Origin of the sequence: Microbacterium sp. HMWF026, from assembly GCF_003061325.1 — a bacterium.
In the GTDB taxonomy this organism is placed as follows: Bacteria; Actinomycetota; Actinomycetes; order Actinomycetales; family Microbacteriaceae; genus Microbacterium; species Microbacterium testaceum_E.
In genome coordinates, this window is record NZ_QAJB01000350.1 from 29,064 (window position 1) to 41,648 (window position 12,585).

The 12,585-nt window shown below is 70.4% G+C and carries 11 protein-coding genes; 6 read left to right on the forward strand and 5 right to left on the reverse strand.

The window, feature by feature from the left end:
- From DBR36_RS18465 to DBR36_RS13175, 3 genes are all read right to left on the reverse strand, one after another.
- The coding region (locus tag DBR36_RS18465) for a biotin/lipoyl-containing protein (RefSeq protein WP_258222841.1) at window positions 1-920 on the reverse strand (920 nt) is incomplete at its 3' end.
- Between the two features lie 54 nt (window positions 921-974).
- Window positions 975-2,348, reverse strand: coding sequence for a dihydrolipoyl dehydrogenase (lpdA, locus tag DBR36_RS13170; RefSeq protein ID WP_108320094.1), 1,374 nt, complete (start codon window positions 2,346-2,348; stop codon window positions 975-977).
- Window positions 2,345-3,811 carry a leucyl aminopeptidase gene (locus DBR36_RS13175; protein ID WP_108320110.1) on the reverse strand — a complete coding sequence of 489 codons (1,467 nt, stop codon included), beginning with the start codon at window positions 3,809-3,811 and terminating at the stop codon, window positions 2,345-2,347. Before DBR36_RS13175 ends, lpdA begins: the two co-directional genes overlap by 4 nt.
- Window positions 3,812-3,895: 84 nt before the next feature.
- Here DBR36_RS13175 and DBR36_RS13180 point away from each other — a divergent pair, with 84 nt between their 5' ends.
- From DBR36_RS13180 to DBR36_RS13190, 3 genes are all read left to right on the forward strand, one after another.
- Window positions 3,896-4,822, forward strand: coding sequence for a proteasome assembly chaperone family protein (locus DBR36_RS13180; protein WP_108320096.1), 927 nt, complete (start codon window positions 3,896-3,898; stop codon window positions 4,820-4,822).
- A 268-nt stretch (window positions 4,823-5,090) separates the two neighbouring features.
- Entirely contained in the window at window positions 5,091-6,419 is a 1,329-nt protein-coding gene (locus DBR36_RS13185) for an RNA polymerase sigma factor (RefSeq protein WP_108320098.1), read from the forward strand.
- Window positions 6,416-7,114 carry a coenzyme F420-0:L-glutamate ligase gene (locus DBR36_RS13190; RefSeq protein ID WP_108320100.1) on the forward strand — a complete coding sequence of 233 codons (699 nt, stop codon included), beginning with the start codon at window positions 6,416-6,418 and terminating at the stop codon, window positions 7,112-7,114. Before DBR36_RS13185 ends, DBR36_RS13190 begins: the two co-directional genes overlap by 4 nt.
- A gap of 59 nt (window positions 7,115-7,173) precedes the next feature.
- On the opposite strand, the gene DBR36_RS13195 is transcribed toward DBR36_RS13190, so the two are convergent.
- Window positions 7,174-8,196, reverse strand: coding sequence for a sugar-transfer associated ATP-grasp domain-containing protein (locus DBR36_RS13195; protein ID WP_108320102.1), 1,023 nt, complete (start codon window positions 8,194-8,196; stop codon window positions 7,174-7,176).
- Window positions 8,197-8,241: 45 nt separating this feature from the next.
- On the opposite strand from DBR36_RS13195, the gene DBR36_RS13200 reads away from it, so the two are divergent.
- Window positions 8,242-8,883 carry an alanine racemase C-terminal domain-containing protein gene (locus tag DBR36_RS13200; RefSeq protein ID WP_108320104.1) on the forward strand — a complete coding sequence of 214 codons (642 nt, stop codon included), beginning with the start codon at window positions 8,242-8,244 and terminating at the stop codon, window positions 8,881-8,883.
- Window positions 8,880-9,923: an alanine racemase gene (locus tag DBR36_RS13205; RefSeq protein WP_108320106.1), complete on the forward strand. Its 1,044-nt coding sequence runs from the start codon at window positions 8,880-8,882 to the stop codon at window positions 9,921-9,923. Before DBR36_RS13200 ends, DBR36_RS13205 begins: the two co-directional genes overlap by 4 nt.
- Window positions 9,924-9,985: 62 nt before the next feature.
- Here the strand turns inward: DBR36_RS13205 and DBR36_RS13210 are convergent, their stop codons facing one another.
- The gene (locus tag DBR36_RS13210; protein WP_076675603.1) at window positions 9,986-10,204 is read right to left on the reverse strand and encodes a hypothetical protein; all 219 of its coding nucleotides are present in this window, start codon (window positions 10,202-10,204) and stop codon (window positions 9,986-9,988) included.
- 163 nt (window positions 10,205-10,367) lie between these two features.
- Between DBR36_RS13210 and DBR36_RS13215 the strand changes: the two genes are divergently transcribed.
- A complete protein-coding gene (locus DBR36_RS13215) occupies window positions 10,368-12,440 on the forward strand; it encodes a type IIA DNA topoisomerase subunit B (RefSeq protein ID WP_108320112.1) in 2,073 nt (690 codons plus the stop codon).
- Window positions 12,441-12,585 lie beyond the last annotated feature (145 nt).

Genomic DNA, 12,585 nt, shown 5'->3' on the forward strand with positions numbered 1-12,585 from the left:
CGACCGCCGACGCCGCTGCCCGTGACGGACTTCAGGTCGACGCCCTGCTGCTGCGCGAGGCGGCGCACGAGCGGGGTGACGTAGGTGACGTCGTCGTTCGAGGACGCGGCGGGAGCTTGCTCGGCGGGCTTCTCGGCCGGCGCCGGCTTCTCTGCGGCCTGCGGGGCGGGCGCGGCCGGAGCCGACTGCTCGGGCTTCTGCTCAGCGGCGGGAGCCTCGGGCTCGGCGGCGGGAGCCGCGGGCTCAGCGGCGGGAGCCTCGGGCTCGGCGGTCGGGGCCTCGGGCTCGGCCGCGGCGGGAGCACCGCTGCCGATGCGGGCGAGGGCCGCGCCGACGTTGACCGTCTCGTCCTCCTGGACGAGGATCTCCTGCAGCGTGCCGGCGACCGGCGAGGGGATCTCGGTGTCGACCTTGTCGGTCGAGATCTCGAGAAGGGGCTCGTCGACGGCGACGTCATCGCCGACGGCCTTGAGCCAGCGGGTGACCGTGCCCTCGGTGACGCTCTCGCCCAGTTCGGGCAGCTTCACCTCGGTGGAGTCGTCGCTCGCCGCGGCGGGCTGCGCCGCGGGGGCGGGCTGCTCGGCCGGAGCGGCCTCGGCGGGAGCCGCCTGCTCCTCGGCGGGAGCGGCGGGCTGCTCGGCGGGAGCCGCCTGCGGCGCGTCGTCGGACGAGGCGGCGCCGGAGCCGTCACCGATCTTGGCGAGGATCGCGCCGACCTCGACGGTCTCGTCCTCTTGGACGAGGATCTCCTCGATGACTCCCGAGACGGGGGAGGGGATCTCGGTGTCGACCTTGTCGGTCGAGATCTCCAACAGACCCTCGTCCTCCTGGACGGTGTCACCGACCTGCTTGAGCCAGCGGGTGACCGTTCCCTCGGTGACGCTCTCGCCGAGAGCGGGGAGGACGACGGAAGTGCTCATGGATATGTCTCCTTCGTACCGGATGCGGTACCTAGCTTAGTGACCGGTTTGTGGTCAGAGTGCGTGCAGGGGCTTGCCGGCGAGGGCCAGGAAGGCCTCGCCCAGCGCTTCGCTCTGAGTGGGGTGGGCGTGGACGAACGGGGCGATGTCCTCGGGGTGGGCTTCCCAGCCCACCGCGAGCTGCGCTTCCGAGATCAGCTCGCCGACGCGGTCGCCCACCAGGTGCGCGCCCACGACGGGCCCGTCGACGCGACGCACGATCTTGACGATGCCCGACGTGCCGATGATCTCGCTGCGGCCGTTGCCGGCCAGGTTGTACTCGTAGGCGGTCACGGCCTCGGATCCGTAACGATCCTGCGCCTGCGCCTCGGTGAGCCCCACGGACGCGACCTCGGGGTGCGAATACGCTACCCGGGGCACGTCCACGTCGGGGACGAGGACCGGCGACAGCCCGGCGATCTGTTCGGCGACGAAGATCCCCTGCTGGAATCCACGGTGCGCCAGCTGAAGTCCGGGGACGATGTCGCCCACCGCCCACACGTGCGGCGCGTCGGTGCGCAAGCGGTCGTCGGTCCGGACGAATCCGCGCTCGAGCACGACACCCGCCTCTTCGTAGCCGAGGCCCGCCGTCGAGGGACCGCGGCCGACCGCGACCAGGACGTAGTCGGCGACCAGTTCGGAGCCGTCGTCCAGGGTCACGGTGGCGGAGTCCGCGTTCTGCACGAGCGAGATGAATCGTCGTCCCAGCTGGAAGGCGATGCCGCGCTTGCGGAACGCGCGTTCCAGGGCCTTGCTGGATGCCACGTCCTCGGCCGGCAGAAGGTGGGGGAGCGCCTCGACGATGGTGACGTCGACGCCGAACGAGCGCCACACGCTGGCGAACTCGACGCCGATCACGCCTCCACCCAGCACGACGACCCGCTCGGGGACGACGTCGAGGTCGAGCGCCTGCTCGCTCGTCAGAACACGACCGCCGATGTCGAGCCCCGGCAGGCCGCGGCTGTACGAGCCCGTCGCCAGGATCACATCTTCGCCGCGGTACACGTCGTCTCCGACGCGGACGGCCGGCCCCGCCTCCAGCGACCCGGATCCGTGCACCACACGGATGCCGCGAGCCGAGATGAGCCCCTCGAGGCCCTTGAACTTCTTGGCGACGATGCCCTCGCGGTATGCCCGGACGCGCGCGGGGTCGATGCCCGAGAACGTCACGTCCACGCCGATGTCGGACGCACCGCGCGCCGCGTCGGCGACTTCTCCCGCGTGCAGCAGGGCCTTGGTCGGGATGCAGCCGCGGTGCAGGCACGTCCCGCCGAGCTTGTCCTTCTCGACGAGAACGACGTCCTTGCCCAGCTCGGCGAGCCGCAGGGCCGCGGCGTAGCCGCCGCTGCCGCCGCCCAGGACGACGACGTCGGCCGAGAACTCGGTCATCGCGCGGCGTCCGTGGCGAGCAGATCGACGAGCGAACGCACCGTCGCCCCCGTCACACCCTTGTCGGTGTACCCGAACGGCGCCGACTTGTTCATGCCCACGCCGGCGATGTCGAGGTGCACCCAGGGGATGCGGGGCGCGTCGGCGTCCTCCGAGACGCGACCGACGAAGTGCCGCAGGAAGAGCCCGGCGAACAGCGACCCACCGGCGGGGTCGCCGATCTTCGCGTTCTGCAGGTCGGCGATCGGCGAGTCGAGGTCGTCGACCATGTGGTCGGGCAGGGGCAGCGGCCACGCGAGCTCCGCGGTGCGACCGGCGGCGGCGAGGTACGCCGCGACCGCGTCGTCCTCACCCATGACGCCCGTGTGGCGGTTGCCCAGCGCGACGGTGATCGCCCCCGTGAGGGTCGCGACATCGACGATCAGGTCGGGGTTCTCGCGGCTCGCCGCGGCCAGACCGTCGGCGAGCACCAGGCGGCCCTCGGCGTCGGTGTTGAGCACCTCGACCGTCGTGCCGTCGAGCGTACGCAGCACGTCTCCGGGCCGCGTCGCGCGACCGGACGGCATGTTGTCGGCGATGCACAGCCAGGCGCTGACCTGGATCGGCAGCTGCATCTCGGCCGCGGCCTTGAGCACGGCCAGCACGGTCGCGGCCCCGCACATGTCGTACTTCATGCCGACCATGGATGCCGGCGGCTTCAGCGACAGGCCACCGGTGTCGAACGTGATGCCCTTGCCGACCAGCGCGACGTGACGTTCGGCGCCGGCGGGGGAGTAGTCGAGGCGCACCATGCGCGGCGGGCGGTCCGAGCCCTGGCCGACGCCGAGGATGCCGCCGTAGCCGCCCTCGCGCAACGCCTCTTCGTCGAGGATCTCGACCTCGACCGGCAGGTCGGCCACGGCGGCGGCCGCGGCAGCGGCGAAGTCAGCGGGACCCAGCCATTCGGCGGGGGTCGTCACGAGGTCCTTCACGAGGGCGACGGCGCCGGCGATCGCGGCGACGGCCGCCGTGTCGGCCTCGGACGGAGCGGTGGGCGCCGAGACGGTCACCCGTGCGGCGCGCGCCTTGGGCGACTTCTTCTTGTAGTCGGCGAAGCGGTATCCGCCCAGGGCCGCGCCCTCGGCCAGCGGTCGCCACGCGGACTCGACGAGCGCGGCGACGGCGACGTGGGCGAAACCGGTCAGCTGCCGCAGCCCCGTGCCCGCGGCATCCCGCAGAGCCGCCTCGCTCGGATCGGTGCCCGCACCGGCCACGGCGACGGGGGTGTCGACGCCGGGCACGTGCACCCGCTGGTACGACCCGATCGCACCCGTGAAGCCGATCGACGCGAGGGCGGAGCCGAGGCCGTCCCACCCGTCGGGGTCCGGCGCCCCTTCCGTCAGTGTCGGGACGATCAGCAGGATCGCGTCGGCGTCGGACTCGAGGACGGGGGCGTCGGTGTACGCCACTGAGGGGAAGGGCATGGCATCCATCCTAGGTTCGTGCCTGTTCGCTAGCAGCGGGACGCACCGGGACCGGCGCGTTCGGACCGCTCGTAGAGTGGACTCATGCCGATCTCCGCCCCGCTGTACGACCGCGCCCCCGCGGCGCCGCCCGTGCCGTCGGGTCTTCCGCTCGTGATCGCGCTCACCGGGTTCACCGACGCCGGTGGCGCCGTGACGCGGCTCGTCGAGTACTTCCGCGACGACCTGCAGCCCAACCCGGTCTTCGTCTTCGACAACGACGTGCTGCTGGACTACCGCGCGCGTCGACCGGCGATCACCTTCGTCGAGGACCACCTCACCGATTACCGGCCGGCGCGTCTCGATCTCTCGCTCGCGCACGACTCGCAGGGGCACCCCTTCCTGCTGCTGGCCGGCTACGAGCCCGATTTCCTGTGGGAGGCCTTCGCCGAGACGGTGCTGGAGCTCGCGGCCGGCCTGCAGGTGTCGTCCGTCACCTGGGTGCACGCGATCCCGATGCCGGTTCCGCACACGCGTCCGATCGGCACGACGGTCAGCGGCACGCGTGCCGATCTGGCCGAGGCGCACTCGGTCTGGCGCCCGCACACCCAGGTCCCCTCGACCGCGGGTCACCTGCTCGAGTACCGCTTCGCCGAGGCCGGGGCCAAGGTCGCGGGCTTCGCGCTGCTCGTTCCGCATTACCTCGGCGACACCGAGTACCCCGCGGCCGCGCTGGCCGCGCTGGACAGCCTGACCGTCGCGACGGGCCTGTCGTTCTCGGGCGAGGTGCTGCGCGAGGAGAACCGCGAGTTCATCGCCAAGGTCACCGAGCAGGTCGAGGGCAGCGACGAGCTCACCCGCATGCTCGAGAACCTCGAGGAACGCTACGACGCGTACATGGCCGGCTCGACGCAGGCCACCCCGATCATCCACACCGGCGATCTGCCCAGCGCGGACGAGCTGGCGGCCGAGCTCGAGCGCTTCCTCGCGTCGCGTCCCGGCGACGACGATCGCCGCGGCAAGCTCGGCTGAGCGCGCTCCGTCGCCGCACGCGCGCGGGGAGAAGTGGATGCCACCGCCCCGGCATCCGGGAATGCACGCGCGCCGCTCGACGTTGTCTAGGCATAGATCCCCGGTCCGCGTCAAGTCCCGGTCGGCGGATGTGAGACAATGAAGAACCTGACCCGTTGTCATCCGGTCCAGGAGCCCCGCTCCTCGGCTCCGGACTTGACAAGGGTCTTACTAGTGTCCGAGAACGACCGGCGGCCGTGCAACATGCGTTCCCGGTGAAAGGCGAAACGTGGCAGGCACGACAACCAAGACTCGCGCCCGGAGTGCGAAAGACACCGAGCTCGAGAACACCGAAGAGACCGCGACGGCGTCGACGACGACGACCGCGAAGAAGGCTCCCGCCAAGAAGGCCCCCGCCAAGGCCAAGGCGACGCCCGCCAAGGCGAAGACCAAGGCGAAGAAGGACGACGACCTCGAGGACGAAGACGAGGTCGACGAAGACGGCGATGTCGAGATCGAGGTCGACGACAGCGACGACGCGGAGGACTCCGACGACGCGGCCAAGGCCGATGCGAAGAAGTCCGACGACGATGACGACGACGAGGCCCCCAAGGCGCCCGCCGAGGCACTGCCCACCGGTGCGATCGTCATCTCGTCGAGCGACGAGGACGACGTCCCCGTCTACTCGGCGCAGATCACCGGCGCGACCGCCGACCCCGTCAAGGACTACCTGAAGCAGATCGGCAAGGTCCCGCTGCTGAACGCGGCCGAAGAGGTCGAGCTCGCGATGCGCATCGAGGCGGGCCTGTTCGCCGAAGAGAAGCTGTCGAACATGTCGGCGGCCGAGAAGACGAGTCAGCTGGGTCTCGACCTGCAGTGGGTCGCCCGTGACGGTCAGCGTGCCAAGAGCCACCTGCTCGGCGCCAACCTGCGTCTGGTCGTCTCGCTCGCCAAGCGCTACACCGGTCGCGGCATGCAGTTCCTCGACCTCATCCAAGAGGGCAACCTGGGCCTGATCCGTGCGGTCGAGAAATTCGACTACACCAAGGGCTTCAAGTTCTCGACCTACGCCACCTGGTGGATCCGTCAGGCCATCACCCGCGCGATGGCCGACCAGGCTCGCACCATCCGCATTCCCGTGCACATGGTCGAGGTCATCAACAAGCTCGCGCGCGTGCAGCGGCAGATGCTGCAGGACCTCGGTCGCGAACCCACCCCCGAAGAGCTCAGCCGCGAACTCGACATGACCCCCGAGAAGGTCATCGAGGTGCAGAAGTACGGCCGTGAGCCCATCTCGCTGCACACGCCCCTGGGTGAGGACGGCGACAGCGAGTTCGGTGACCTCATCGAGGACACCGAGGCCGTCGTCCCCGCCGACGCGGTCGGCTTCACCATGCTGCAGCGTCAGCTGGAGTCGCTGCTCGACTCGCTCAGCGAGCGCGAGGCGGGCGTGATCCGCATGCGCTTCGGCCTCGGCGACGGTCAGCCCAAGACCCTCGACCAGATCGGCGACACGTTCGGCGTCACGCGCGAGCGCATCCGCCAGATCGAGTCGAAGACCATGGCGAAGCTGCGTCACCCGAGCCGCTCGCAGTCGCTCCGGGACTACCTCGAATGAGCGGCGAGGCCAACGCCGGCAAGGCGCTCACCCGTACCGTCGAGGGCACGTCGTACGCCCGCATCCCGATCCGCACGCGGGTCGTCATGCCGGGCGACGACCTCGACGCCTTCATCCTCGAGTATGCGAAGGATGCCGTGCAGCCGGGCGACCTGCTGTTCGTCACCGAGAAGATCGTCGCGATCACGCAGGGCCGCTCGTACAAGCTCGACAGCATCAAACCGCGCAAGCTCGCGCTGTTCCTGTCGAAGTACGTCACGCGCACGCCCTACGGCATCGGTCTCGGCATGCCCGAGACGATGGAGATGGCGCTGCGCGAGTGCGGCACCCCGCGCATCCTGTTCGCCGCGGCCGTCTCGGCCGTGACCAAGGCGATGGGACGCAAGGGCGACTTCTACCGCATCGCCGGCGACAAGGCGCGCGCGATCGACGGCCCCACCAAGGGCACGATCCCGCCGTACAACCAGGCCGTCGTGCTGGGCCCGGAACGGCCCCGCGAGGTGGCCGTGCGTCTGAAGTCGCTGCTCGGCATCGACCTCGACGTCGCGGTCGTCGACATCAACGACCTCGGCGGCAACATCCTGGGTTCGACGATGGACAAGGCCGGCGAGAAGCGCCTGGTCGCGATCCTCAAGGACAACCCGCTCGGTCAGGGCCACGAGTCCACGCCGCTCGGCATCGTCCGCCGCGGCTGACGCGGCTCACGCAGAAGGCCCGCTCCCTCTTGGGGAGCGGGCCTTCTCGGCATCCGGGATCAGAACCCGATCGCGGCCTGGTAGCGCGGCTTGTGCCCGGTGCGGATGCCGGTCACGCTCGGCTTGTTCTCGTACACGCCCGCGCCCCAGTTGCCCTCGACGAGCACGGGACCGTCGGGGCCGACGACGATGTCCCAGCCGACGTACTGGACCTGCGGCACAACGCGGGCGACCTGGTCGACGAACGCCTTGACCTCGTCGATCAGGGGCAGCTGGAAGTCGGCGATGCGCACGCCCGAGTCGGGGTGCAGCTCGTGCACGTGCCCGTGCGAGTCGTAGCCGGCGCCGAGGGCGTGGCCGTTCTCGTCGAGCATCGTGTAGAAGCCGCCGAAGGTCATCTGATCGCTCACCGCGCCGCGGCCGAACTTCTGCGCCATCGCGAGGATGTGCGTCGTGTTCCCGTCGAAGAACGCGGTCACGCGCGTGGTGTTCACGGTGCCGGGGCAGACGGCCGCGAGGTCGTCGTGCTGGCGGATGACCTCTTCGACGAGGATCTCGCCGCGCTCGAGCAGTCCGCGGTGGAACGCGCCCCAGTCCTCGACGTCGGCCGCGTGGTAGCGGTGCACGCCGGTGCCGGCCTGACCGACCGGCTCCTTGGTGACGATGGTGCCCAACTTCTCGGTGAAGGCGCGCAGCTCGTCGGCGTTGTCGGCATCCACCACCATCCACTCGCGACGGAGGAACTCGCTGAAGCGGCGGTCGAACGCCACCTTGTCCTGGAAGATGCCGCGGTAGTCGGGGTGGTCGTACTTCTGCGAGATCTGGTTCGACACGGGGTGCGTCATGTACGTCGCCCGCTCGGCGGGCGTGAGGATCGCGAAGTCGTAGTCGATGTAATCCTGGAAGCCGACGTTCTTCACACCGGCCTGGAAGAGCATGTCGGCGACGACCAGCGGCAGCGCCTTCTTGTGCTGTGCGGACGCCTCTTTGGCCCGCTCGACCACCGATCCGACGTCGATGCGGCGGGCGCGCCCGACAAGATAGCGGAGGCGTGTGACGGGGGAGAAACCCTGGGTAGGCATGAAGGCTCCGGGGTCGGGAACGACGGACTTCGTTAGTCTAGAGGCGTGACCTCCACGCTCCCTGCCCGCCCGCACGCGGCCGGGGGAGTCGCTCCCGTCGCCCGCGTCTCGGCGTCGGCGCTGCGGCAGAACATCGCCCGCGCGGCCTCCGCGCACGCGCGCGACGACCTGTGGGCCGCCGACGCGTGGGGCCACGGCGCGGGGTGGGTGGCATCCGTCCTCTCCGAGACGGGCGCGGATGCCGATCTGCTCGACCCCGCCGTGCTGTTCGGCCTTCCGGGGACCGGCGCGCGCCCGGTCATGTCGCTGCACGGCCGCGCGCTCGGCACCAAACCGCTGCTCGCCGGCGAGGGCGTCTCGTACGGTTACACCCACCGCGCCCCCGCGGACACGGTCGTGGCGCTCGTCACGGGCGGATACGCGCAGGGTGTGGTCCGCTCGCTCGGCAACGCCGCGAGCGTCGTCATCGCCGGCCGGCGCCACCCGATTGTCGGGCGCGTGGCGATGGACGTGTGCGTGGTCGACGTCCGGGACGCGACGATCGCCCGCGGCGCCGACGTCGCGTTCTTCGGCGATCCGTCCACCGGCGATCCCTCGTTGTCGGAATGGGTGGATGCCACGGGCCTGAGCGCCGCCGAGATCGTCGCGACCGTGGGCGCCCGCGCGGACCGGCAGGTGACCACTTGAGCGCGCAGTACCGCGTCGACCTCGACGCCTTCGCCCGCAACCTGCACCGCGTCCGCGCGGCCATCGCCCCCGCCGCGCACATGCTGGTCGTCAAGGACGATGCCTACGCCCACGGCCTCGACGCCATCGTGCGGCGTGCCCGGATCGAGGGGGTCGAATGGTTCGGCGCCTTCGACGTCGCGACGGGAGAAGCGGTCCGCGCCGCCGCGGGGCCCGAGGCGCGCATCTTCGTGTGGTTGATCGGCGGGGCAGACGATCTCGCGGCGGGGATCGCCGCCGATCTGGACCTCGGTATCGGCGACGCCGCTCTGCTCGACGACCTGGCGGGCCTGACGCTCCCGCGTCCGGCGCGCGTACATCTCAAGATCGATACGGGCCTGCACCGTAACGGCATCCGTCCCGAGCAGTGGGACGACGCGCTCTCGCGCACCCGCTCGCTGGTCGACGACGGTCGAGCGCTGCTCGAGGGCATCTGGTCGCACATCTCGGAGGCCTCGGATGCCGACGACGACGACGCCCGCTCCGTGTTCCTCGCGGCGCGCGAAGCGGCGCGGGCCGCCGGCCTGCCCCCGCGGTTCTCGCACCTGGCCGCCAGCGCCGCCGGTTTCGCACGCGGGGAGTTCCGCGAGGACATCGTGCGCGTGGGCGCGTATTCGTACGGCATCCGCCCCTCGGGGGGACCGGGAGAGGCAGAGCTCGGGATCGAACCGATCGCGACGCTGCACGCCACCGTCGCGGCGGTGGACCCCTCCGGTGTGCACCTGCGACTGGGCAGCCTGCACGGTCTGCCGAGCAGCCTGGCCGGGCGCTTCGACGTCGCGACGGCCTCGGGCCCGCGTCGGGTGGAGGTGATCGAGCCGACCGCCGTCACCGTCGCGCCGTGGGACGGAGCCGCGCCGGGCGACGAGGTCGCGGTCTTTGGCCGTGATGCGCTGTACAGCGCCACCGACCTCGCCGAGCTCGTCGACACGATCGGCGAGGAGATCGCCCTGCGGGTGTCGCCCGTCATCGAACGCGTCTACGTCTCTTCCCGCGCGTGACGCGGAACGGGCCCCGTCCCGCTCCCTGAGGAGCGGCGCGGGGCCCGTTCGGACGTGTGGTCTCAGTCGGCGGCGTTGAGGCGCGCCGTCTCGTCGTGCCACGACGTGGCGACGCTGCGGAGCTTCTCTTCGTACTTGCGGCCGTGGTGAGCGCAGAACAGCAGCTCGCTGCCGTTCACCTCGGCGGCGATGTAGGCCTGAGCGCCGCAGGAGTCGCAGCGATCCGCCGCCGTCAGGCGGTGGTCGAGAACAGACGCGTCGGGTGCGGTCGTGGTGGTCATCTCGTTTGCCCTCCTCAGGTGGTCGTGGGGCGAGTCTCCATATACAACCACGCGGATGTTTCCCCTATGCCGCCGCTTGATCACATTTCGCTGTGCGCGTACGTTGACCCGACCGCGCTGTGTGTCTGGCAGGGGATGTCGGCGGCCCCGATTACGCTGGGAGATCGTGACGTCCGAGTACTCCGCCCATCATCTCCAGGTCCTCGAGGGCCTCGAAGCCGTGCGCAAGCGCCCGGGCATGTACATCGGCTCCACCGACTCCCGCGGCCTCATGCACTGCCTGTGGGAGATCATCGACAATTCCGTCGACGAGGCCCTTGCCGGACACGGCACCCGCATCGACATCGTGCTGCACGCCGACGGCAGCGTCGAGGTGCGCGACCGGGCCCGCGGCATCCCCGTCGACGTCGAGCCCCGCACCGGCCTGACCGGCGTCGAGGTGGTCTTCACCAAGCTGCACGCGGGCGGCAAGTTCGGTGGCGGGTCGTACGCGGCATCCGGTGGTCTGCACGGTGTCGGCGCCTCGGTCGTGAACGCTCTCTCGGAGCGTCTCGACGTCGAGGTCGACCGCGCCGGCAAGACCTACGCCATGTCGTTCCACCGCGGAGAACCCGGGCTGTTCGCCGGCGACGGGCCCGACTCGACGTTCACCCCGTTCGAGCGCAGCAGCGAGCTGCGAGTGGTCGGCAAGGCCGCTCGCGGGGTGACCGGCACCCGCATCCGGTACTGGGCCGACCGGCAGATCTTCACGAAGGATGCCGCCTTCGGCCACGACGAGCTCGTGCAGCGCGTGCGTCAGACGGCGTTCCTCGTGCCCGGCCTCGAGATCGTCGTCCTCGACGACCGCGGCGAGGAGCGCGTCGAGACGAGCTACCGCTTCGACGGCGGCATCTCGGAGTTCGCGGACTTCCTCGCCCCCGACGCGGCTGTCACCGACACGTGGCGCCTGACCGGCACGGGAACATTCACCGAAACGGTCCCCGTGCTGCAGCCGGGCGGCTCGATGATCCCGACCGAGATCGAGCGCTCCTGCGAGGTCGACATCGCGGTGCGCTGGGGCACGGGGTACGACACCACCTCGCGCTCGTTCGTCAACATCATCGCCACGCCCAAGGGCGGCACCCACCAGCAGGGGTTCGAGCAGGGGCTGATGAAGGTCCTGCGCGCGCAGGTCGAGCAGAACGCCCGCAAGCTCAAGGTCGGCAACGACAAGATCGAGAAGGACGACCTGCTCGCGGGACTCACGGCCGTGCTCACCGTCCGCCTGCCCGAGCCGCAGTTCGAGGGCCAGACGAAAGAGGTGCTGGGAACCCCCGCGGTGCGGCAGATCGTGGCATCCGTCGTCCAGAAAGAGATCGCCGCGCGATTCGCCTCGCCCAAGCGCGACGACAAGGCGCAGACGGCGCAGCTGCTCGAGAAGATCGTCTCCGAGATGAAGGCGCGCATTTCGGCGCGCACCCACAAAGAAACGCAGCGACGAAAGAACGCCCTCGAGTCCTCGTCGCTGCCCGCCAAGCTCGTCGACTGCCGGTCGAACGACGTCTCGGACTCCGAGCTGTTCATCGTCGAGGGCGACTCGGCGCTCGGCACCGCCAAGCTCGCGCGCAACAGCGAGTACCAGGCGCTGCTGCCGATCCGCGGCAAGATCCTCAACACGCAGAAGGCGTCGATCAGCGACATGCTGTCCAACGCCGAGTGCGCCTCGATCATCCAGGTCATCGGCGCCGGCTCGGGGCGCTCGTTCGATCTCGAGGCCGCACGCTACGGCAAGATCATCCTGATGAGCGACGCCGACGTCGACGGCGCGCACATCCGGACGCTGCTGCTCACGCTGTTCTTCCGGTACATGCGACCGCTGGTCGAAGAGGGCCGTGTCTTCGCCGCGGTGCCGCCCCTGCACCGCGTGATCGTGATGAACCCCGGTTCGAAGCCGAACGAGACCGTCTACACCTACAGCGAGCAAGAGCTGCACCAGCTGCTGACCAAGCTGAAGCGGTCCAACAAGCGGTGGCAGGAGCCCGTGCAGCGGTACAAGGGGCTGGGCGAGATGGATGCCGACCAGCTCGCCACCACGACCATGGACCGTGCCGGGCGCATGCTGCGCCGCGTGCGGGTGCAGGACATGGAGGCCGCGGCATCCGTGTTCGATCTGCTGATGGGCAGCGACGTCGCGCCGCGCCGCGAGTTCATCATCGACTCGAGCGACCGGCTCGCGCGCGAGCGCATCGACGTCTGACACGACCGCGCCTCGCCCGCCGCGGTCGGCCCGCGGCACGCGCCTGTGCACAACCGCGGGCCCCAGCCCCGACACGCCGTCACGCCGGTCGTGCCGGACGGCGTGTCTGCCGTGACCTCCGCCGTTGTGCACGGGCGGGAACGGG

Coding starts and splice junctions, on each gene's coding strand:
- DBR36_RS13175 (WP_108320110.1), bottom strand. CDS start 3,811: ATGCCCTTCCCCTCAGTGGCGTACACCGACGCCCCCGTCCTCGAGTCC.
- DBR36_RS13210 (WP_076675603.1), bottom strand. CDS start 10,204: ATGACCACCACGACCGCACCCGACGCGTCTGTTCTCGACCACCGCCTG.
- DBR36_RS13180 (WP_108320096.1), top strand. CDS start 3,896: ATGCCGATCTCCGCCCCGCTGTACGACCGCGCCCCCGCGGCGCCGCCC.
- lpdA (WP_108320094.1), bottom strand. CDS start 2,348: ATGACCGAGTTCTCGGCCGACGTCGTCGTCCTGGGCGGCGGCAGCGGC.
- DBR36_RS13190 (WP_108320100.1), top strand. CDS start 6,416: ATGAGCGGCGAGGCCAACGCCGGCAAGGCGCTCACCCGTACCGTCGAG.
- DBR36_RS13195 (WP_108320102.1), bottom strand. CDS start 8,196: ATGCCTACCCAGGGTTTCTCCCCCGTCACACGCCTCCGCTATCTTGTC.